20 protein-coding genes and 1 pseudogene are annotated in these 20,776 nt (G+C 72.2%); 14 read left to right on the forward strand and 7 right to left on the reverse strand.

What is annotated here, in order from left to right:
• The first annotated feature begins 77 nt into the window (after window positions 1-77).
• Together ACFVN5_RS07065 and ACFVN5_RS07070 are read left to right on the forward strand one after the other, a co-directional pair.
• A complete protein-coding gene (locus ACFVN5_RS07065; protein WP_376954156.1) occupies window positions 78-1,358 on the forward strand; it encodes a sensor histidine kinase in 1,281 nt (426 codons plus the stop codon).
• Entirely contained in the window at window positions 1,355-2,035 is a 681-nt protein-coding gene (locus ACFVN5_RS07070) for a winged helix-turn-helix domain-containing protein (RefSeq protein ID WP_376954157.1), read from the forward strand. The genes ACFVN5_RS07065 and ACFVN5_RS07070 overlap by 4 nt, the downstream gene beginning before the upstream one ends.
• A gap of 124 nt (window positions 2,036-2,159) precedes the next feature.
• Here the strand turns inward: ACFVN5_RS07070 and ACFVN5_RS07075 are convergent, their stop codons facing one another.
• Window positions 2,160-2,624 carry a hypothetical protein gene (locus ACFVN5_RS07075; RefSeq protein WP_376954159.1) on the reverse strand — a complete coding sequence of 155 codons (465 nt, stop codon included), beginning with the start codon at window positions 2,622-2,624 and terminating at the stop codon, window positions 2,160-2,162.
• A 161-nt stretch (window positions 2,625-2,785) separates the two neighbouring features.
• Here ACFVN5_RS07075 and ACFVN5_RS07080 point away from each other — a divergent pair, with 161 nt between their 5' ends.
• From ACFVN5_RS07080 to ACFVN5_RS07100, 5 genes are all read left to right on the forward strand, one after another.
• The gene (locus tag ACFVN5_RS07080; protein WP_056734541.1) at window positions 2,786-3,268 is read left to right on the forward strand and encodes a CarD family transcriptional regulator; all 483 of its coding nucleotides are present in this window, start codon (window positions 2,786-2,788) and stop codon (window positions 3,266-3,268) included.
• Window positions 3,269-3,337: 69 nt separating this feature from the next.
• A complete protein-coding gene (gene ispD / locus ACFVN5_RS07085) occupies window positions 3,338-4,585 on the forward strand; it encodes a 2-C-methyl-D-erythritol 4-phosphate cytidylyltransferase (RefSeq protein ID WP_376954160.1) in 1,248 nt (415 codons plus the stop codon).
• A gap of 52 nt (window positions 4,586-4,637) precedes the next feature.
• Window positions 4,638-6,062, forward strand: a complete 1,425-nt coding sequence (gene cysS, locus ACFVN5_RS07090) for a cysteine--tRNA ligase (protein WP_376954162.1) — start codon at window positions 4,638-4,640, stop codon at window positions 6,060-6,062.
• On the forward strand, window positions 6,059-7,084 hold the full coding sequence (rlmB, locus tag ACFVN5_RS07095; protein ID WP_376954163.1) for a 23S rRNA (guanosine(2251)-2'-O)-methyltransferase RlmB: 1,026 nt from the start codon (window positions 6,059-6,061) through the stop codon (window positions 7,082-7,084). The genes cysS and rlmB overlap by 4 nt, the downstream gene beginning before the upstream one ends.
• Before the next feature lie 66 nt (window positions 7,085-7,150).
• A complete protein-coding gene (locus tag ACFVN5_RS07100; protein ID WP_376954165.1) occupies window positions 7,151-7,699 on the forward strand; it encodes a pyridoxamine 5'-phosphate oxidase family protein in 549 nt (182 codons plus the stop codon).
• Between the two features lie 6 nt (window positions 7,700-7,705).
• Here ACFVN5_RS07100 and ACFVN5_RS07105 read toward each other — a convergent pair whose 3' ends face one another.
• The gene (locus ACFVN5_RS07105; protein WP_376954167.1) at window positions 7,706-8,734 is read right to left on the reverse strand and encodes a ketopantoate reductase family protein; all 1,029 of its coding nucleotides are present in this window, start codon (window positions 8,732-8,734) and stop codon (window positions 7,706-7,708) included.
• 145 nt (window positions 8,735-8,879) lie between these two features.
• Between ACFVN5_RS07105 and ACFVN5_RS07110 the strand changes: the two genes are divergently transcribed.
• Genes ACFVN5_RS07110 through ACFVN5_RS07120 form a run of 3 tightly spaced genes read left to right on the forward strand, consistent with a single transcriptional unit; the run spans window position 8,880 to window position 11,775 of the window.
• A complete protein-coding gene (locus tag ACFVN5_RS07110) occupies window positions 8,880-10,367 on the forward strand; it encodes an amidohydrolase family protein (RefSeq protein WP_376954168.1) in 1,488 nt (495 codons plus the stop codon).
• Window positions 10,364-10,675: a Dabb family protein gene (locus tag ACFVN5_RS07115; RefSeq protein ID WP_376954170.1), complete on the forward strand. Its 312-nt coding sequence runs from the start codon at window positions 10,364-10,366 to the stop codon at window positions 10,673-10,675. Before ACFVN5_RS07110 ends, ACFVN5_RS07115 begins: the two co-directional genes overlap by 4 nt.
• On the forward strand, window positions 10,672-11,775 hold the full coding sequence (locus ACFVN5_RS07120) for a zinc-binding dehydrogenase (protein WP_376954172.1): 1,104 nt from the start codon (window positions 10,672-10,674) through the stop codon (window positions 11,773-11,775). The genes ACFVN5_RS07115 and ACFVN5_RS07120 overlap by 4 nt, the downstream gene beginning before the upstream one ends.
• Window positions 11,776-11,804: 29 nt before the next feature.
• Here the strand turns inward: ACFVN5_RS07120 and ACFVN5_RS07125 are convergent, their stop codons facing one another.
• Entirely contained in the window at window positions 11,805-12,479 is a 675-nt protein-coding gene (locus tag ACFVN5_RS07125) for a helix-turn-helix domain-containing protein (RefSeq protein ID WP_376954173.1), read from the reverse strand.
• Window positions 12,480-12,598: 119 nt separating this feature from the next.
• Between ACFVN5_RS07125 and ACFVN5_RS07130 the strand changes: the two genes are divergently transcribed.
• Window positions 12,599-13,981 carry a M24 family metallopeptidase gene (locus ACFVN5_RS07130; protein ID WP_376954174.1) on the forward strand — a complete coding sequence of 461 codons (1,383 nt, stop codon included), beginning with the start codon at window positions 12,599-12,601 and terminating at the stop codon, window positions 13,979-13,981.
• Window positions 13,982-14,032: 51 nt separating this feature from the next.
• Window positions 14,033-14,743 carry an SDR family NAD(P)-dependent oxidoreductase gene (locus ACFVN5_RS07135; RefSeq protein WP_376954176.1) on the forward strand — a complete coding sequence of 237 codons (711 nt, stop codon included), beginning with the start codon at window positions 14,033-14,035 and terminating at the stop codon, window positions 14,741-14,743.
• On the opposite strand, the gene ACFVN5_RS07140 is transcribed toward ACFVN5_RS07135, so the two are convergent.
• The 4 genes and pseudogenes from ACFVN5_RS07140 to ACFVN5_RS07155 form a co-directional block, all read right to left on the reverse strand.
• Window positions 14,740-15,171, reverse strand: coding sequence for an NAD-binding protein (locus ACFVN5_RS07140; protein WP_376954336.1), 432 nt, complete (start codon window positions 15,169-15,171; stop codon window positions 14,740-14,742). The genes ACFVN5_RS07135 and ACFVN5_RS07140 overlap by 4 nt on opposite strands.
• Window positions 15,160-15,642: pseudogene (locus ACFVN5_RS07145) on the reverse strand (NAD(P)-dependent oxidoreductase); the annotation flags it as partial. The pseudogene ACFVN5_RS07145 and the gene ACFVN5_RS07140, both read right to left, overlap by 12 nt.
• Window positions 15,643-15,657: 15 nt before the next feature.
• On the reverse strand, window positions 15,658-16,380 hold the full coding sequence (locus ACFVN5_RS07150; RefSeq protein ID WP_376954177.1) for a GntR family transcriptional regulator: 723 nt from the start codon (window positions 16,378-16,380) through the stop codon (window positions 15,658-15,660).
• Window positions 16,377-16,901, reverse strand: coding sequence for a VOC family protein (locus tag ACFVN5_RS07155; RefSeq protein ID WP_376954179.1), 525 nt, complete (start codon window positions 16,899-16,901; stop codon window positions 16,377-16,379). Before ACFVN5_RS07155 ends, ACFVN5_RS07150 begins: the two co-directional genes overlap by 4 nt.
• 207 nt (window positions 16,902-17,108) lie before the next feature.
• On the opposite strand from ACFVN5_RS07155, the gene ACFVN5_RS07160 reads away from it, so the two are divergent.
• Both ACFVN5_RS07160 and ACFVN5_RS07165 read left to right on the forward strand, forming a co-directional pair.
• Window positions 17,109-19,313: a thiamine pyrophosphate-dependent enzyme gene (locus ACFVN5_RS07160; protein WP_376954180.1), complete on the forward strand. Its 2,205-nt coding sequence runs from the start codon at window positions 17,109-17,111 to the stop codon at window positions 19,311-19,313.
• Window positions 19,313-20,713: a dihydrolipoamide acetyltransferase family protein gene (locus ACFVN5_RS07165; protein ID WP_376954181.1), complete on the forward strand. Its 1,401-nt coding sequence runs from the start codon at window positions 19,313-19,315 to the stop codon at window positions 20,711-20,713. The genes ACFVN5_RS07160 and ACFVN5_RS07165 overlap by 1 nt, the downstream gene beginning before the upstream one ends.
• Window positions 20,714-20,776 lie beyond the last annotated feature (63 nt).

Below are 20,776 nucleotides of genomic sequence, written 5' to 3' on the forward strand. Positions count from 1 at the left end.
TAACCTACCGCCGGAACCTCGGGGCGGTCGGCGTCACAGCAGGCTGAGCAGGGCCTCGGACTGGTTATGGTGAAGCCATGGACTCCATGTGGTTGGTGCTCACCGCACTGGCCTTCGGCATCTTCCTCGGTGCCGCCTTCATGATCGTGCTGCACGTGGCCGAGCGCCGTGGTTCGAGCGCCGCCCGGGTGGTCGCGCCGACCGTTCCCGACGGGATCGACCAGGTGCTCGAGGTGCTGGAGTCCGCCGGCGTCGTGCTCGATCCGTCGAACAACGTGCTCAAGGCATCGCCCGGCGCGCTCGCGATGGGTCTCGTGCGCCAGGCGCAGCTCATGCATCCCGAGCTCGTGGAGCTCGTCGGCCTCGTGCGCCGTTCGGGCGAGACCGTGGCCGAGGAGCTCGACGTCGCGCGCGGGCCGTACGGCGAGTCGACCATGCGCCTGCACGTGCGCGTCGCACGGCTCGGCACCCGGTTCATCCTGCTGCTCGCCGAGGACCGCACCGAGGCGCACCGCCTCGACGAGGTGCGCCGCGACTTCGTGGCGAACATCAGCCACGAGCTGAAGACGCCCATCGCGTCGGTGAGCCTGCTCGCCGAGGCGCTCGACCAGGCGGCCGACGAGCCCGAGCAGGTCCGTCGGTTCGCCGGGCGGCTCTCGGTGGAGGCGGCTCGACTCGCGCACATCACGAGCGAGGTCATCGAGCTGTCGCGGCTGCAGGCGCGCGACGCGCTCCGACCCGACGTGCTCGTGCCCGTCGACGAGGTCATCGCCGCCGCGGTCGACCAGAACCGCGTCATCGCGACCGCGAAGCACGTCGACATCGTGGTCAAGGCGTCCACCAAGGCGCAGGTCTACGGCGATCGAGCGCTCATGGTCGTGGCCGTGCACAACCTCGTCTCGAACGCGGTCGCCTACTCCAACGAGGGAGGACGTGTCGGCGTCGGCGCGAAGGTGTCCGACGGCACCGTCGAGATCGCGATCACCGACCAGGGCATCGGCATCGACGGCGAGGAGCTCGATCGCATCTTCGAGCGCTTCTACCGCGTCGACCAGGCCCGCTCCCGCAACACCGGCGGCTCGGGCCTCGGCCTCAGCATCGTGAAGCACACCGTGCAGAACCACGGCGGCGACGTGCGCGCGTGGTCGAAGCCGGGGCGCGGCTCGACGTTCATGATCCGGCTCCCGGTCGCCGAGACGGTGCCCGAGCCCGAGGTGGACGACGCGCGGCGCGAGCATGCCGCATCCCAGCTCCCACCGGCATCCGCCGGCAAGCCCAAGCGCGGCGCACGACGCACGTCCCGCGCGACCGAGTCGGCGACGCGCATCGCCACCCCTGACCGAGGAGACCGTACGTGACCCGCATCCTGCTCGTCGAGGACGAGATCGCCCTCAGCGACCCGCTGAGCTTCCTGCTCGAGCGCGAGGGCTACGAGGTGGAGGTCGCCGCCGACGGCCCGTCGGCCGTCACCGCCTTCGACCAGCGCGGCGCCGACCTCGTGCTGCTCGACCTCATGCTCCCCGGCCTGCCGGGCACCGAGGTGTGCCGGGAGCTGCGCGCCCGCTCGACCGTGCCGATCATCATGCTCACGGCGAAGGATTCCGAGATCGACATCGTCGTGGGCCTCGAGCTCGGCGCCGACGACTACGTCACGAAGCCGTACTCGACCCGCGAGCTCCTGGCGCGCATCCGGGCGGTGCTCCGCCGCCGGCTCGAGGTCGAGGACTTCGACGAGGCGATCCTCGAGGGCGGCCGCGTGCGCATGGACGTCGACCGCCACACGGTCGAGGTCGACGGCGAGCCCACGGCCATGCCGCTGAAGGAATTCGAGCTGCTCGAGCTGCTCATGCGCAACCCGGGCCGCGTCCTCACCCGCGGCCAGCTCATCGACCGCGTGTGGGGTTCCGACTACTTCGGCGACACCAAGACGCTCGACGTGCACATCAAGCGCATCCGGTCGAAGATCGAGAGCCAGCCGTCGGAGCCGGTGCAGCTCGTCACCGTGCGCGGCCTCGGGTACCGCTTCGAGGCCTGACGCGCGATTCGGGTTCCGCGCCCGTCGGTGTGTCGACGGGCGGTCGTACGCCGGTCAGGGCATGCGAGCGCATGCGGCAGCACGGATGCCGCGGCATCCGCTCGCGAACGCCGGGCGGCGCCGCCTACGGGGCGAGGTGGGCGTACTCGGGGAGGCGCGAGTCGAGCACGGGGACCTGCTTCTCGAGGCCCTCGGCGTCGCCCGCCTGGAAGAAGAGGACCGCCAGGCCGCCGACCTCGGCGTCGAGGCCCTCGAGCACGACCTTCTTCTCGTCCTCGCCGCCGAGCACCACGGTCTCGCCGGCCTCGACCTCGATTTCGGTGACGTCGCCGCCGCCCTCTCCGACCTGCACGCCGAGCGTCGCGTCCTTCTCGCCGGTGTTGACGACGGTCATCACGAGGGTGCCCTCGTCGCCGTCCTCGCTGACGAGGAGGATGTTGCGGAGGTCGAGGTCGCCGATGTCGGCCGAGACGCCGTCGCTCGCGTCGTACTTCTCGGTGGTCGCCTGGTACGTGAGCATCGCGCAGCCGCTCGCGCCGAGCGCGAGAACGATTGCCAGGGCAGCGGATGCCGCGAGACGCGCCTTCACAGAACCTCCAAGAGCGAGCGTGCGCGCGAACGGATGCGAGCCCGCGCGAAGGGGATCGATCCGAGTGTAGCCTACGGCGCAGGCGCCTCCCGGGAGGGGTGGCGAACCTTAGCATGATCTCGAATGTGATATCCTGAAAGTTGCCGAAAGGACATTCATTCATGCTTTTTGAGGTTGGCGAAACCGTCGTTTACCCCCACCACGGAGCCGCAACGATCACCGAGGTCAAGAAACGGATCATCAAGGGTGAAGAGAAGCTCTACCTCAAGCTGAACGTCACGCAGGGCGACCTCGTCATCGAGGTTCCGGCCGAGAACGTCGACCTCGTCGGCGTGCGCGACGTCATCGGCAAGGAAGGCCTCGACAAGGTCTTCGAGGTGCTTCGCGCCCCCTTCACCGAGGAGCCCACGAACTGGTCCCGGCGCTACAAGGCGAACCTCGAGAAGCTCGCCTCCGGCGACGTGATCAAGGTGTCCGAGGTCGTGCGCGACCTGTGGCGGCGCGACCAGGACCGCGGCCTGTCCGCCGGGGAGAAGCGCATGCTCGCGAAGGCTCGCCAGATCCTCATCTCCGAGCTCGCCCTCGCCGAGAAGACCGACGAGGAGCAGGCCTCGACCGTGCTCGACGAGGTGCTCGCCTCCTAGCGCGGAGCACCCGCTCACCGTCCCACCGCACCCGGCCTCGCGCCGGGTGCGGCGCGATACGCTCGACCCATGAGCGCGTCAACGGTCGCCGTCATCGTCGTCGCCGCGGGCAGCGGCACGCGGCTCGGGCACACCGAGCCCAAGGCGTTCGTGCCGCTCGGCGATGACACCATCCTCGGCGTCGCCATGGATGCCGTGCTCGGCATGCACGAGACCCCGCACGTGGTGCTGGTGGTGCCGGGCGACCGCGTCGACGAGACGCGGGCCCGATTCGCCACCGTGGCAGCCGCGGCATCCGCACCGCTCGACGTCGTCGCGGGCGGCGACTCCCGGCAGCAGTCGGTCGCCGCGGGGCTCGCGGTGCTGCCGCACCTCGTCGACACGGTGCTCGTGCACGACGCGGCCCGTCCGCTGACGCCCGCCATCGTCTTCGACGAGGTCGTCGCGGCGGTCCGGTCGCGGGGGCACGGCGTGATCCCCGCCCTCGACGTGGTCGACACGATCAAGCGCGTCGGCGCGCACGGGCGTGTGCTCGAGACGATCGACCGGTCGGAGCTCGCCGCGGTGCAGACCCCGCAGGGCTTCCCGCGTTCGGCGCTCGACGCCGCCTACGCCGCCGCGACGACGGAGTTCACCGACGACGCGGCGCTCGCGGCATCCGCCGGACTCGCCGTCGACGTCGTGCCGGGCGACGCGCGCTCGTTCAAGGTCACGCTGCCCGCCGACCTGCGCCGGGCCGAGGCGATCGTCGCCGAGCGCGAGGCCCGCGTCGTGCGGGCGGCGACCCAGGCGACGGATGCTGCGCCGGTCGACGTCGAGGCACCCGAGGCGCCCGCGTTCGTCGCCCCGCGCATCGGCACGGGCGTCGACGTGCACGCCTTCGCCGACGACCCGCGCACCCCGCTGTGGCTCGCGGGCCTGCACTGGGAGCACGAGCGCGGGCTCGCCGGGCACAGCGACGGCGACGTCGCCTGCCACGCGATCTGCGACGCGCTGCTCGCCGCGGCGGGCCTGGGCGACGTCGGCGGGGTGTTCGGCACGGGCGATCCGCGCTTCGAGGGCGCGCACGGCGAGGTGTTCCTCGCCGAGACGCTGCGCCTGCTGCAGGAGGCCGGGCTCGCCGTCGGCAACGTGTCGGTGCAGGTGCTCGGCAACCGCCCCAAGCTCGCGCCACGGCGCAGCGAGGCCGAGGCGTTCCTCTCCGGCATCCTCGGCGCCCCGGTGAGCGTCGCGGCGACGACGACCGACGGACTGGGATTCACGGGCCGCGGCGAGGGGATCGCCGCGATCGCGACCGCGGTGGTCGTGCCCGCCTGAGGTCGTCGCGTCACGCGAGTGGCGGCGCGACGGCCGCCGGTAGGCTTGGCGGGTGACCGTGCGACTCTACGACTCGAAGGCCCAGGCCCTGCGTGACTTCGTGCCCCTCCGCGAGGGGCGCGTCGGCATGTACGTCTGCGGCCCGACGGTGCAGTCCAGCCCGCACATCGGCCACCTGCGCAGCGCGCTCGCCTACGACATCCTGCGTCGCTGGTTCTCGTATCGCGGCTACGACGTGACGTTCGTGCGCAACGTCACCGACATCGACGACAAGATCCTCGCGGCCGCCGATGAAGCGGACTCGAAGACCGAGGAGTGGTGGGCGCTGGCCTACCGGGTCGAGCTCGAGTTCACGTCGGCCTACGCCTCGCTCGGCATCCTCGCGCCGACCTACGAGCCGCGCGCGACGGCGAGCGTGCAGCAGATGCAGGAGCTCATCGCGCGCCTCATCGCGAAGGGCCATGCGTACGCCGCGCCCGACGGCTCGGGCGACGTCTACTTCGACACGTCGAGTTGGCCGGCCTACGGCGAGCTGACGCGGCAGTCGCGCGACCACATGGAGGCCGCGGCCGACGCCGATCCGCGCGGCAAGCGCGACCCGCGCGACTTCGCGCTCTGGAAGGGACGCAAGCCCGAGGAGCCCGCGTCGGCGGCGTGGGCGTCGCCGTGGGGTCCCGGCCGTCCCGGCTGGCACATCGAGTGCTCGGCCATGGCCGCCCGCTACCTCGGCGAGGAGTTCGACCTCCACGGCGGCGGGCTCGACCTGCGCTTCCCGCACCACGAGAACGAGCTCGCCCAGTCCACCGCCGACGGCCAGGCCTTCGCGCGCTACTGGGTGCACAACGGGCTCGTCAACGTGGGCGGGCAGAAGATGTCGAAGTCGCTCGGCAACTCGGTCTACGCGAGCGACCTGCTCGAGCTGGCCACCCCGCTGGCCGTGCGCTACCTGCTCGGTGCGGCGCACTACCGCTCGACGCTCGACTACCAGCCCTCGTCGCTCGCGGAGTCCGAGGCGGCCGTCGACCGCATCCGCTCCTTCCTCGTGCGCGTCGAGCGGCGCCTCGCCGGCACGCGCTTCGCAGGCGTCGGCAGCCCCGTCATCCCCGACGCGTTCGCCGAGGCGATGGACGACGACCTCTCGGTGCCGCAGGCGCTCGCCGTGCTGCACGACACCGTGCGCGCAGGCAACCAGGCGCTCGACGCAGAAGAGCTCCACGACGCGGCGACGCTGCACGGCCAGGTCGTCGCGATGGTCGAGGTGCTCGGCATCGACCCGCGCGACCCGCACTGGGCGCCCGACGCGGGGCCTGCGGCATCCGCGCTCGACGTGCTCGTCACCCGCCTCATCGAGGACCGCCAGGCCGCACGGGCCGGGCGGGACTTCGCCGCGGCGGACCGCATCCGCGCGGAGCTCACCGCCGCGGGCATCACCATCGAAGACAGCCAGACCGGAACGCATTGGAGCCTCGGATCATGAAGGGCAGCAGCGGCAAGTCGCGCGCCGGAGCGGTGCGCAAGAGCAAGGGCAAGCAGGTCGGCTCCGGCGGCCAGGGCCGGCAGGCGCTCGAGGGCAAGGGCCCGACGCCCAAGGCGGAGGACCGCGCCTGGCACCCCGCCGGCAAGCGGAAGGCGGCCGAGGAGCGCTACCGCGCCTCGGGCGGCAAGGGCAAGCCGGGCCAGAATGTCGCCGGCCAGCGCGGCGGTGCTCCTCGCGGCGCCTCCGGCGCGTCACGCCGGGCGAAGACGGGCGACGAGTCCGAGATCGTGACGGGCCGCAACTCGGTCGTCGAGGCGCTGCGCGCGCGCATCCCGGCGACCACGCTCTACGTGGCCGCTCGCGTCGAGATGGACGACCGGGTCAAGGAGGCGATGAAGATCGCCACCAACCGCAACATCCCGATCCTCGAGGTCATGCGGCCCGAGCTCGACCGCCTCGCGGGCGAGGGCGGCGTGCACCAGGGCCTCGCGCTCAAGGTGCCGCCCTACGAGTACGCCCACCCGATCGAACTGCTCGACGAGGTGCTCGCGCGCGACGAGACGCCGCTCCTCGTGGCGCTCGACGGCATCACCGACCCCCGCAACCTCGGCGCGATCCTGCGATCGACGGGGGCCTTCGGCGGACAGGGCGTGATCGTGCCGCAGCGCCGTTCGGTGAGCGTCAACGCCGCGGCATGGAAGACCTCGGCGGGTGCCGCCGCCCGCGTGCCCGTGGCGATGGCCGCCAACCTCACGCAGACCCTGAAGTCGCTCAAGGAGCGCGGCGTCTTCGTGCTCGGCCTCGACGGCGACGGCGACGTGTCGCTGCCCGGGCTCACCTGGGCGGACCGTCCGATCGTCGTCGTGGTCGGCAGCGAGGGCAAGGGCCTCTCCCGGCTCGTCGCCGAGACGTGCGACGCGATCGTCTCGATCCCCATCGAGTCGTCGACCGAGTCGCTGAACGCGGGCATCGCGGCATCCGTGACGCTCTACGAGATCTCGAAGCTGCGCGCGACGGAGTAGGCGCGGCTGTCAAGGCCTCGATCGGCGGCGGCCGCCTGCGTAACGTGGCCCGGCATGAGCGACCGCATGGATGACCTCCGGGACGACCGGGCCGCAGCCGAGCCCGCGCGAGCCGAGCTCGCGGACCCGCCGCCCGACTCCGAGGACGAGCGCGAGCTGATCACGAAGCTCGTCACGAGCGCCGACACCGCCCTCCTCACGAGCCGCGGCGCCGACGGCACGCTGCACGCGCGACCGCTCGCGGTGCTGCAGAAGGACTTCGACGGCGTCGTGCGGTTCCTCGTGCAGCATCCGAGCGAGAAGACGCTCGAGATCGAGGCGGACCCGATCGTGAACGTGTCGTTCGCGTCGCGGCACGGCTACCTCTCCATGGCCGGCCGCGCCTCGGTCGTTCGCGATGACGCGATCATCGACGAGCTGTGGAACCCCGCCGCCGAGGCGTGGTTCCCGCAGGGCAGGGACGACCCGCGCATCGCGGTCGTCGAGGTGGCTGGCGACGGCGCCGAGTACTGGGCGAAGACCGAGCCCGGCGTGTTCTCGCTCGTCAAGGCCGCCGCGGCCATCGTGACGCGGCGCCCGCCCGACATCGGCGAGAACCGGTCCGTCGCGCTCTGAGCGCGCTCACTCCCGCGTCGCGTCGGCCAGCAGGCCCACGTTCGCGGGGGCGGGCTCGAGCTCGCCGCGCTCGATGCGGTGGCCGAGCTCGACGACCGCGCGGTTCACCGGCGTGGGCACGCCGAACCGCTCGCCCTCCGCGACGACCGTGCCGTTGAGGTCGTCGACCTCGCTGCGCCGGCCCTTGCGCCAGTCCTGCAGCACGGTCGTCGTGGCGCCGGGCACGACGAAGCGGTCGTAGAGCACGTCGAGCATCGTCTCGACGACGTGGGCGGGTCGGTCGAGGTCGGATGCCGCGAGTCCGAAGATCGGGAGGATGTCGCGTCTGCCGGCACGTCCGACGTCGAGCGCCTCCTGCCCCGCGCGGAGCATGAGCTCGCGCATGCCCGGAACGGCGATCGCATCGAGCATCGGCATCCCGAGGCTCGCGGTCGTGACGAGCGTGGTGGCGTTGCTCACGAGCTTCATCCACTTCGCGGCGGCGATGTCGGCGAAGCGGTCGACACGTCCCGAGTGCGCGAGCAGCGCCGCGACCGCGTCGGCGGCCGGGTCGGCGTCGACCGCGAACCAGGAGCGCGCCGGCGGCGTGTGCCGGTGCACGATGCCCGGCTCGGTCATGGTCGCCGACACCTCGATGACGGTGCCCACCGCGCGGGCGGGTCCGACCACCCCTGCGACCGCCTCGGTCGTCATGCCGTTCTGCACGGCCGCGACGACGCCGCCATCGGCGAGCACCGGGCGGATGAGCCGCGTCGCCCACTCCGAGTCGTACGCCTTCATCACGAGCAGCACGACGTCGAACGGATGCCGCAGCGTCGCGACCTCGCACAGGTGCACGACGCGCGGCCGCACGTCGAGGTCGCCGTCGGCCATGCGGATCACGAGCCCGCGCTCGCGCATCGCCTCGACGTGCGCCGGCCACTGCTCGACGAGCGTCACGTCGACGCCCGCCGCGGTGAGGTCGGCGCCGATCGAGGCGCCGTTCGCGCCGGCGCCGAGCACCGCGACGCGCAGGCCGGTCACGCCATCGGTCATGCCGCCTCCTCCGATCGGCCCGGGAACACGCTCGAACGCCGAGGCTACAGTCACATTGAACACCCGGGCAAGAAATGGTTGCAAACGGCCCATGATCGGGGGCAGAGTGTTGATTGCAGCTGAACATTCTCGAAGAGGAGAAGTGATGAGCGCAGCCGATGCGGCCTCCGCCCGAGCCCCCCGTCCCGACGAGTTCACCGCGGATCGACCGTTCGTCTTCCGCAATGCCACCGTCATCACCGTCGACTCGCCCGGCGTCATCGAGGGCGGCGACGTCCTCGTGCGCGGCGACACGATCGAGGCCGTCGGCCCGTCGCTCGAGGTGCCCGAGGGCACGCTCGAGATCGACGGGTCGGGCGGCATCCTGACCCCCGGATTCGTCGACACGCACCGCCACATGTGGCAGACCGCGCTGCGCGGCTACGGCGGGGACTGGGCCCTCAGCCAGTACTTCGTCTTCTACTACCTGCAGTGGGGCGAGGTGTTCCGCCCCGAGGACGTGTACGCCGGCAACCTGCTCAGCGCGCTCGAGTCGGTCGACACGGGCGTGACGACCACGCTCGACTGGTCGCACGGCCTGCGCAACCCCGACTACGGTGAGGCGGCCCTGCAGGCGCTCCGCGAGATCCCGGGCCGGTTCGTGCTGGCCTACGGCAACTACCTCGCCGGGCCGTGGGAGTGGTCGAACACCCCCGAGTTCCGGAAGTTCGTGTCCGACAACTTCTCGTCGCCCGACGACATGATGCGGCTGCAGCTCGCATTCGACGTGCCCGGCTCCGCCGAGTTCCCCGAGCGCGCCGCGTTCGAGGCCGCCCGCGAGCTCGGGCTGCGCGTCACCACGCACGCCGGCGTCTGGGGCGCCACGACCGACACCGCGATCACGCAGATGTACGACGCGGGCTTCATGACGCCCGAGATCACGTACGTGCACGCGGCATCCCTCAACGAGCAGAGCTACCAGAAGATCGCCGCCACCGGCGGCACCATCTCGATCGCGACCGAGTCGGAGCAGAGCGCCGGGCAGGGCTACCCGTCGAGCTGGGTGGCGCGCCGCTACGGCATCCCGACCTCCATCTCGATGGACACGAGCGTCTGGTGGAGCGCCGACTTCTTCTCGGCGATGCGGGCCACGCTCAGCGCCGACCGCTCGCGCGACCACCTCGAGGCGCACGCCGTGAACGAGACGATCGTCGCCAACCGCCTCCGCGCGGAGGACGTCGTTCGCATGGCGACCATGGGCGGCGCGAAGGCGCTCGGCATGGAGGACGTCATCGGCTCGATCACGCCCGGCAAGAAGGCCGACCTGCTGCTCATCAAGAACGACGACTCCCCGGCGATGACGCCGATCCTGCACCCGTACGCGCACGTCGTGTACCAGGCGGGCACGGCCGACGTGCACACCGTGGTCGTGAACGGACGCGTCGTGAAGTACGCGGGGAAGCGCATCGGGCTCGAGCTCGCGCCGATCGCCGACAAGGTCGCGGCATCCGTCGAGTACGTGCGCTCGAAGCTCGGAGAGCAGGCCTGGGACGAGGGCATGCACCCCGAGCTGCCGCCCGCCGAGCAGATCGAGAACCCGTACACCTACACCGAGGGCGACGCCCACGTCACGGCGGCGACGGGAGACCGATGATCCTGCACCTCGCCGCGTTCACCTGGAAGGACGACGTCACCGCCGACGACATCGCCGAACTCACCTCGCAGCTGCGCGACATGGCTGCGCAGATCTCCGAGTTGCGGTCGTACCACTGCGGGCCGAACCTGCGGGTGCGTCCGAGCCCAGCCGACTACGGCGTCGCCGCGACGGTCGAGGACACCCGGGCCCTCGAGGCCTACCTCGACTCGCCGGTGCACGCCGCCGTCTACGAACGCCTGCTCGGCCGCATGATCGCCGACCGCGTCGCGGTGCAGCTCGACCTGGGTGCGGACGCCGGCCCGTGACCGGGACCATGCGTGCGGCGGTCCTCCACGCGGCGGGCGACCTGCGCGTGGAGGACCGGGAGGTGCCGACTCCGGGGCCCGGCGAGGTGCTCGTTCGTGTCGCCGTGTGCGGCGTGTGCGGCACCGATGCGACCGAGTACGACCGCGGGCCCGTGCTCACGGTGCCGCCCGTCGTGCTCGGGCACGAGTTCACGGGCGTGGTCGAGGCCGTCGGCGAGGGCGTCGAGGGGCTCGAGCCGGGCGCGGTCGTCGTCTGCGGCGCCGGCGTCAGCTGCGGTGTGTGCAAACGCTGCCGGGAGGGCCGGACGAACCTCTGCCGCGAGTACCGCACGCTCGGCCTGCAGCTCGACGGCGGGCTCGCCGGCTACGTCGTGGCGCCCGCCGGCATCCTCCTCGACGTCTCGGACTCCGGGTTGCCGCTCGACACACTGGGCCTCGTGCAGCCCATGGCCATCGCGGTGCACGTCGTGTCGCGCAGCGGCCTGCGGGCGGGTCAGGACGCCGTGGTCGTCGGCGTCGGCGGCATCGGCTCGTTCATCACGTTCGCCGCCGCGGCATCCGGAGCCCGCGTCGTGGCGGTCGACCGCAGCGCAGCGCGACTGGAGCTGGCTCGGGACCTGGGCGCCTCCGACGCGGTGCTCGCCGACGAGCCGCTGCCCGACCAGCTGCGGCGGCTCGGCGTGGAGCCCGACGTGCTCTTCGAGGTCAGCGGTTCGCCGGCCGGCCTCGAGGCCGTGTTCGCGGCGGCCGTTCCGGGCTCGGTCATCGTGCCGGTCGGCGTGCAGAAGACCGAGGTCGCCGTGCCGCTCGGATCATGGACCCTGCGCGAGCTCGCCGTCGTCGGCAGCGTCGCCCACGTGTTCGCGACCGACGTGCCAGAGGCCGTGCGCCTGCTCGGCACCCGGACGGACTGGTCGGACCTCGCCGCGGAGGTGCTCCCGCTCGACGGCCTCGTCGACGACGCGCTCGCCCCCCTGCTGCGCGGCGGCGGCCGGCAGATCAAGACGCTCATCGACCCGTGGATCGATGCATCCCGGCCGGCCGTGCACGCCCGCTCGTCGACGTCACTCTCGTCCACGTCATCGTCGGGGGAGTCGTGATGCCGCAGCGCTCGCCGGAGCGACCCGGGTCAGCGGGACAGGCCGTCCATCGCCCGCAGCACGTCGACCGCGGAGTTGAGCGGCGCCGCGGCGTCGAACTCGGGCGCGTCGGGCGCGTCGGGGAGGGTGCGGTTCTGCTCCCGGCGGCCCACGATGAACCAGATGCCCCGGGCGGGCGCCGTGCCGCGGTTCGAGTAGAGGTGCGGTCGCACCGAGTCGAAGTGCAGCGAGTCGCCGGGCCCGAGCACGAACGTGTCGAAGTCGAGCTGCATGGTGAGCTCGCCCTCGAGGATGAACGCGTACTCGACGCCGGAGTGGCGCATGAGCCGACCCTCGACGGAGCTCGACGCGCCGGGCTCGTAGGTCACCAGCAGGGCGTCGGCGCTGCCGTCGCCCACGGCGAGGCGCTCCCAGCGCACGCCGTTCTCCATCTCGAGCACCGGGTTGTCGCCCGCGCGCTGCACGGGGCTCGGCTGCGCGGCGTCGCGCGGGGCCGCCGGTCCGACGCCGAGCAGCTCGTCGAGCGAGACGCCGAGCTGGCTCACGATCGCGTAGAGGGTCGAGACCGAGGGCTGCGTCTTGCCCGTCTCGACCTGGGAGATGAGGCTCGGCGAGACGCCGAGCGACTTCGCGAGCCCGCGCAGGCTCAGGCCCTGGCGGAGGCGAGCGTCGCGCAGCCGCTCGCCGATGTCCTCCGCGGCCATGCCGACTCCGTTCCCTCGCACCCCTCGTGGTGGCGAGGATACACCGCAAATCGTTCAGCGAAGCTGCACAACGTTCGGCAACGACACACGGATGCCGCGACGACGAGAGGAGGGCGACCATGAAGGACACCGGCACGACGGGGATGAACGCCGTCGACTGGGAGGCTCGCGTCGACATGGATCGGTTGCGCTGGGATCGGCTCGGCCGGCTGAAGGCCGAGCTCGAGCGCTCCGACCTCGGTGCACTGCTTGCGTTCGACTTCTCGAACATCCGCTACATGACCTCGACCCACATCGGCACGTGGGCGATGGACAAGCTGATCCGGTTCAGCCTGCTCACGCGCCAGTCCGACCCGATCTCGTGGGACTTCGGATCGGCGGCCCGCCACCACGCGCTGTACAACCCGTGGCTCGACGTGACGACCGCCGAGCTCGACGCCGACCCGAATGCCCCGCACGAGGGTGCACGGCGGCCGCGGCTCGAGCGCGGTGCGCGTGCGGGCATCTCGACGCTGCGTGGCGCGTTCACGCCCGACGCCGGCATCGCCGAGGAGCTGGCGCGCAAGATCAAGCGCGAGCTCGAGAAGTTCGGCGTCGCCGACCAGCCGCTCGGCGTCGACGTCGTCGAGCTGCCGGTGCTGTTCGCGCTGCAGCAGCAGGGCATCGAGGTCGTCGACGGGCAGCAGGTCTTCATGGAGGCCCGGCGCATCAAGACCTCCGATGAGATCCGGCTGCTCACGCAGGCGTGCTCGATGGTGGATGCCGCGTATGAGGACCTCTACCGCTTCCTCCGGCCGGGCGTGCGCGAGAACGAGGCCGTCGGGCTCGTCGCCAAGACGCTGTACGACCTCGGATCGGAGTACGTCGAAGGCGTGAACGCCATCTCGGGCGAGCGCTGCTCGCCACATCCGCACGTGTTCTCCGACCGGCTGATCCGCCCCGGCGACCCGGCCTTCTTCGACATCCTGCACAGCTACAACGGCTACCGCACCTGCTACTACCGCACATTCGCGGTCGGCTCGGCGAGCTCGGCGCAGCGCGACGCCTACACGCGGGCACGCGAGTACATGGATCGGGCGATCGCGCTCGTGCGGCCGGGCGCGACGACGGCGGACATCGTCGAGGTGTGGCCGGAGGCGCAGGAGTTCGGCTTCGCCGACGAGGAGGCCGCGTTCGCGCTCCAGTACGGCCACGGCGTCGGGCTCTCGATCTGGGAGAAGCCGATCTTCTCGCGGCTCGTCTCGCTCGAGCATCCCGAGGTGCTCGAGGAGGGCATGGTCTTCGCGCTCGAGACGTACTGGCCGGCATCCGACGGCTGGGGCGCGGCCCGCATCGAGGAGGAGGTCGTCGTGACCGCCGACGGATGCGAGGTCATCACGAAGTTCCCGGCCGAGGAACTGCTCGTGGCCGGCCGCCGCTACTACACGGTCGACGGTCCGCTCGACCTGCGCCGCGACAGCCAGTCGCACCTGAACACCACGTGGGGACGCGGCGAGGCGTGAGCGCGCTCGCACGCGGCATCCGATGACCTCGAGGCACGGAGGACGGACGAGATGACGGAACGAACGATCGTCGTGATCGGCGGCACGTCGGGGATCGGCCTGGAGCTGGCGCGCAGCCTCGTCGCGCGCGGCGACCGGGTCGTGCTGACGGGGCGCCACCAGGCGAAGGCCGACGCCATCGCCGCCGACGTCGGACCGGGCGCGTCGGCCGTCGCGGTCGACATCTCGGAGCCCGCGACGATCGCCGGCGCGCTCGCCGCGATCGAGGGACCGGTGCACGGGCTCGTGCTCGCGGCGATCGAGCGCGACGCGAACACGATCCGCGACTACGACCTGGCGCGAGCCCAGCGCCTCATCACGCTGAAGCTGGTCGGCTACACCGAGACGGTGCACACGCTGCTCGACCGGCTGGAGCCGTCGGGCCGTACGGGCATCGTGCTCTTCGGCGGCCGTGCGAAGGACATGCCGTACCCCGGCTCGACGACGGTCTCGACGATCAACGGCGGCGTCGAAGGCCTCGTGAACACGCTCGCGCACGAGCTCGCGCCGATCCGCGTGAACGCGCTGCACCCGGGCATCATCGGCGACAGCCCGTTCTGGTCGGCCAAGCCCGAGGGCGTGCTCGACCAGTATCGGAGCCGTACGCCGGGCGGTGAGCTCGCGACGATGGCCGACGTGGTGGGCGCCGTGCAGTTCCTGCTCGACAACCGCGGGGTGTCGGGCACGAGCGTCTACGTCGACCGGGGGTGGCGCCTCACCTAGTCGCGCCGGAGGCGCCGCCGCGTGATCTCGGCGATGGCCGACCAGTCGGCGTCGTGCAGCTCGGGATCGGCGAGCGCCTCCTCGAACACGCCGCGGAGCGCCTGGGCCGTCGGGAGCTCGACGCCGGCCGCCGCGGCGATGTCCTCGGCGAGCCCGAGGTCCTTGAGGCCGAGCGAGATGTCGAAGCCCGCGGGGTGGTACCTGCGGTTGGCGATGAGGTCGCCGTACGAGGTGTAGACGATCCCCGCGAACAGCGTGCTGCGCAGCAGCTCGACGAACTCGTTCGCGTCGACGCCCTCGGACTCGACGAGGGTGAGCGACTCGCCGATGGCCTGCATCGCGTGGATGATGTCGTAGTTCACCGCCGCCTTCACGACGTTCGCCGTGCGCGGGTTCGGGCCGAGCACCCAGACGCGCTTGCCGATCACGTCGAGGAACGGCCGGGCCCGCTCGAGGTCGTCGGGGTCGCCCGCGACGAGCAGGTTCAGTGCGCCCTCGGCGGCGACGGTCGGACGCCCGAGCACGGGGGAGGCGAGGTAGTGCACGCCCGCGCCGGCGGCCACGGCGGAGATGCGGTCGGCGGCGTCGGGACTGATCGATGCGGTCACGACGTGCAGCCGGCCGGGCTCGCCGGCGAACGCCTCGGCCGTGAGCACCGACTCGGCCGCCTGGTCGTTGGCGAGCATCGAGAACGACACCGGTCGCTGCAGCGCCTCGGCGGCGCTGTCCGTGGCGGTCGCACCGGCGGCGACATGCGGCTCCGTCGCCTCGGGCGACCGGTTCCAGACCAGGACGTCGTGACCCGCCGCCACGAGCCGGGACACCATCGCGCTGCCCATGTTCCCGAGGCCCAGGAACCCCACTTCCGCCATCGCATGCTCCTCACGCGGTCGGCTCGGCCGTTCAGCCCAGCTTCACTGTAGCGACGCCGTCCCGGCGCCGTCGAAGACCTCCGGATGCTTCGCCAGCGCGAGCCGCGTGCGCCGGATGTGCCCGAGCAGCACGCGTTCGGCATCGTCGGCGTCGCCGGTCTCGATGGCGTGCACGAGCAGGTGGTGCTCGTGGTGCACCGCCCGGGCCGCGTGCCGGAGGAACAGGCGGGAGTAGACCCGGCGATACGCCTGCGTGCGATTCCACAGCTGCGCGACGGTGTCGCCGAGCATGAGCGTCTCCGCGCCCCGGTAGGTGAGGTCGTGGAACTCGCGGTCGAGGCGCACGAACTCGTCGGCGTCGGCCGCGGCCTCCATGGCGTCGGCGAGCCGCGCGAGCTCCGCGGCATCCGCCTCGTCGAGGCCGGGGATGCTCATGCGGATGAGCAGCGGCTCGATGCGTTCGCGCACGCGGTAGAGCTCGTCGCACTCGGCGAGGCTCAGTCGCGACACCCACGCTCCGGTGTTCGCCACGACCGTGACGAGCCCCTCGCCCTCGAGCACCCGGATGGCCTCGCGCACGGGCACGCGGCTCGCGCCGTACTCCTCGGCGAGCCGCTCCTGGCGGATGCGGGTGCCGGGGGCGAGCACGCCGTCGAGGATGTCGCGGCGCAGCGCGTCCGCGATCCGGCGGCCGGCGGCGCCGTGCGCCGCGGTCTCGGGGTCGGCTGCGATGGGGGTCGCCGTCGGTTGGGGCATGGTGCTCATGCCTCGGGATGCGACGGATGCCACAGGAGCACCGCGGCGTCCGCCTCGTAGGCCTTGCCCTGCGGGAAGCTGACCAGCTCGAACTGCATGCCCCACGGCGCGCGGAAGTACACCCAGCGCTGCCCCTCGCTGGCATTGCGGCTCGCGACGGGCTCGCCCATGACCTCGACCCCGAGCGACCGGAGGTACTCGACCGCCGCGTCGAGGTCGTCGACGTAGATCGCGAGGTGATGCCCGCCGAGGTCGCTGTTGCGCGGCACCGGCTTCTGCCCGTCGGCGGCCTCGTACTGGAACACCTCGAGGTTGGTGCCGTGGCCGAGGCGGTAGAAGCGCAGCTCGCGCATGACCGTGCGGGGATGCACGCCGAGCTGCTCCTGCATCCAGTCGTCGTCACGCTGGAACGGCCCGAGCGTGTAGACGTACTGCGCGCCGAGCACGTCGACGAGGAACTCGTGCGCCTCCTCGAGATCGGGCACCGTGATGCCGAGGTGGTCGGCGCCGCGCAGTCCGGGTAGTGGCATGGTCGCGTCCTCGCGTTCCGGTCTCCCGGGGTCGGTCGAGCCGAGCCCGGCGGGTCGTATTGGATCCAGTATCTCGCTGCCTATGCCGGATTGCGAGCATCCGGCGCCGAATCCATTGAGATTGGATGCAACGCGGCCTATGCTGGCGGCACGTGACGCCCGCGTCGATGCGGCGCCGCGCGCCCCGTCGACGGAGAGGAGGGCGTGATGCCCACCCGCGAGCCCCTCGCCCCAGGCGCCCCGTGGATCGAGCTGCGCTCGACGGAGGAGGACTGGCGCGCCGCCGATCCCGCGCTGCTCACGGGTATGCTCGCCGAGCTGCACCTCATCCGCGCGTTCGAGGAGGCGGTGCTCGACCTCGCCGGAGCCGGCCTCGTGCACGGTCCGGCGCACTCGAGCATCGGGCAGGAGGGCGGCGCGGTCGGCTCCATCATCGGGCTGCGGTCGACGGACGCCGTGAACGGCTCGCATCGCGGGCACCACCAGTTCCTCGCGAAGGCGCTCACGCACGTCACGGGCGGCCGCTTCGCGCTCGACGCGGTCGTGACGCCCGACGTGGCCGAGGTGCTCCGGCGCACGCTCGCCGAGATCCTCGGACTCGCGCAGGGGTACTGCCGCGGACGCGGAGGCTCGATGCACCTGCAGTGGCTCGAGGCCGGGGCGCTCGGGACGAACGCCATCGTCGGCGGCGGCGTCCCCGGCGCGGCGGGCAGCGCCTGGGCGCAGCGTCACGCAGGCACGAGCGACGCGACCTTCACCTACTTCGGCGACGGCGCGGTGAACATCGGCTCGGTGCTCGAGACGATGAACCTCGCGTCGGCGTGGGACCTGCCGCTCGCGTTCTTCATCGAGAACAACCTCTACGCCGTCGCGACGCGCATCGACGAGGTCACTCGCGAAAGGCGCCTTTCGGCGCGCGGCCTCGGGTTCGCGACGCCGGCCTGGCGCGTCGACGGCATGGACCCCCTCGCCGTGCACCTCGCCACCGCCGAGGCACTCGAACTCCTCCGCACGGGCGGCGGCCCGGTCGTGATCGAGGCGGAGGTGTACCGCTACTTCCACCAGAACGGGCCCTTCCCCGGCAGCGCGTTCGGCTACCGCACGAAGGACGAGGAGCAGTCGTGGCGCGACCGCGACCCGATCGCGCGGTTGGAACGAGAGCTGCGCGCGCTCGGGCACGTCGACGAGGCCGGGGTGGCCTCCGTGCGCGAGCAGGCCGTGCAGGCGATGCGCGAGACCGTCGCCCAGCTCGTCGAGGACGACCCCGAGACGGAGGCGCAACGCCGCATCGTCCCGGCGCTGTGGCCCGATCCGTCGTTCGTCGACGTGGGCATCCGCGGGGACGCGAGCGAGCTCGCCGACGCGCGCGTGGCCGACCCGGCGGCATCCGCCGGACCCGACGACGACACCGGCGCGGAGGAGGAGACCCGGTTCGTCGACGCCATCGCGGCCGTGCTCGACCGCCGCATGTCGCAGGACGAGCGCATCGTCGTGCTCGGCGAGGACATCCACCGGCTCGCGGGCGGCACGAACGGCGCGACGAAGGGCCTCGCCACGACGTACCCGGGTCGCGTGCTCGGCACGCCGATCAGCGAGAACGCCTTCGCCGGGCTGGCGGGCGGCCTCGCGCTCGACGGGCGGTTCCGGCCGATCGTCGAGTTCATGTACGCGGACTTCACATGGGTCGCGGCCGACCAGGTGTTCAACCAGATCGGCAAGGCGCGGCACATGTTCGGCGGCGACAACCCGATCCCGCTCGTGCTCCGCACGAAGGTCGCGATGGGATCGGGCTACGGCTCCCAGCACCTCATGGACCCGGCGGGCGTCTTCTCGACGAGCCCGGGCTGGCGCATCGTCGCGCCGTCGACCGCGGCCGACTACATCGGCCTCATGAACGCGGCGCTCGCCCTCGACGACCCCGTGCTCGTCATCGAGCACGTCGACCTGTACGCGCGGCGCGACCCCGTGCCGGCGGGTGATCTCGACTACGTGCTGCCGCCGGGTCGCGCGGCGATCCGGCGCGAGGGCGCCGAGGTCACGGTCATCAGCTACCTCTCGATGGTCGGCCACTGCCTCGAGGCGATCGAGCAGTCGGGCACCGACGCGGAGCTCGTCGACCTGCGCTGGCTCGACTTCGCCTCGCTCGACTGGGAGACGATCGGCGCGAGCATCCGCAAGACGAACAACGTGCTCATCGTCGAGCAGGGCGCCCGCGGCACGTCGTACGGCGGCCGGCTCGCCGACGAGCTGCAGCGCCGCTTCTTCGACTGGCTCGACCAGCCCATCGAGCGCGTGACGGGCGGCGGGGCGAGCCCGAGCATCTCGAAGGTGCTCGAGCGCGCCGCGATCGCCCGCACCGAGGAGGTCGTGGCCGGCCTCGAGCGCATCCGCGTCGGGCGAGGCGGTGCCTGATGGCCATCGTCGTGCGGATGCCGGCGGTTATGGCCGGTGCGACCGAGGCGTCGTTGCAGTCATGGCTCGTCGCCCCGGGCGATGACATTGCGCTCGGCCAGCCGGTCGCCGAGATCGAGACCGAGAAGGCCGTGGTCGAGTACGGCGCGGAGGACGCCGGGACCGTCGCCGCGCTGCTCGTGGGCGCGGGGGATGCGGTCGCGGTGGGGTCGCCGATCCTCGTGCTCGCCGAGGCCGGGGAGTCGGCCGACGACGCGCGGCGCGCGGCCGACTCCGAATCCGTCGCGGCGACCGCCGGGTCAGGGTCGACGGATGCCGCGGCGCCCGTGCCGGCGCCGACGGACCCCGAGTCCGGGGCACCCGTGCTCGAGGACGTGCCCGCGCCGCCCCCGGCCGAGACGACGGATGCCGCTGCCTCCGCGGCGGGGCCGGACACGCCCATCGCCGCCGCCGAGTCGGCGACCACGCCCGAGACGCCCACCGGGCGACGGTTCATGAGCCCGCTCGTGCGTCGCCTCGCGCGCGAGCACCACCTCGACCTCGCCGACGTCTCGGGCAGCGGGCCCGGCGGACGCATCGTGCGCCGCGACGTCGACGAGCTCCTGGCGGCCGCGGCCGTGACGGCCGAGGCCGCTGCGACCGCCGGGCCCGAGGCCGAGCCGGCTGCCGCACCGACCCCGCCCGCGGCATCCGCCCGCGCTGCCGACGCGACAGCGGAGGTCGGCTTCACCGACGAACCGCTCACGCCCATGCGCCGCGCGATCGCCCGCCGGCTCACCGAGAGCGTCACGACCGTGCCGCACTTCGAGGTGCGGGCCGACTGCCGCGTCGACGCGATGGTGCGCCTGCGGACGGACCTCCTCGAGCAGACGGGGGAGCGGATCTCGCTCAACGACTTCGTGGTGAAGGCCGTCGCACTGGCGCTGCGCGAGGTGCCCGAGGCGAACGCGATCTTCCTCGGCGACGCCATCCGCAGGTTCGACGGGGTCGACGTGGCGATCGCCGTGGCACTCGACGACGGGCTCATCGCGCCCGTCCTCCGCGACGTCGACCGGATGCCGCTCGCCGACCTCGCCCGCGCGACGCGCGACCTCGCCGACCGCGCCCGCTCGGGGCACCTGCGTCCGGCCGAGCTCTCCGGCGGGGCGTTCTCGGTCTCCAACCTCGGCATGTACGGCACGACGGAGTTCACGGCGATCATCGACCCGCCGCGCTCGGGCATCCTCGCGGTGGGGGCTGCGACGCCGCGACCCGTCGTCGTCGACGGCGCGCTCGTCGCCGCGACCGTCATGACCGTGACGCTCTCGGCCGATCACCGCGTGCTCGACGGCGCGGTCGGCGCGCGCTGGCTCGCGGCCTTCACGGCGCTGGTGGAGCATCCCCTGCGGCTGCTGGTGTGACGGCGCTGCGCCAAGCCAAGCCAAGCCAAGCCAAGCCAAGCCAAGCCGGGCCGGGCCGCGCCG

Source organism: Agromyces sp. NPDC057865 (genome assembly GCF_042796995.1).
Taxonomy (GTDB): domain Bacteria; phylum Actinomycetota; class Actinomycetes; order Actinomycetales; family Microbacteriaceae; genus Agromyces.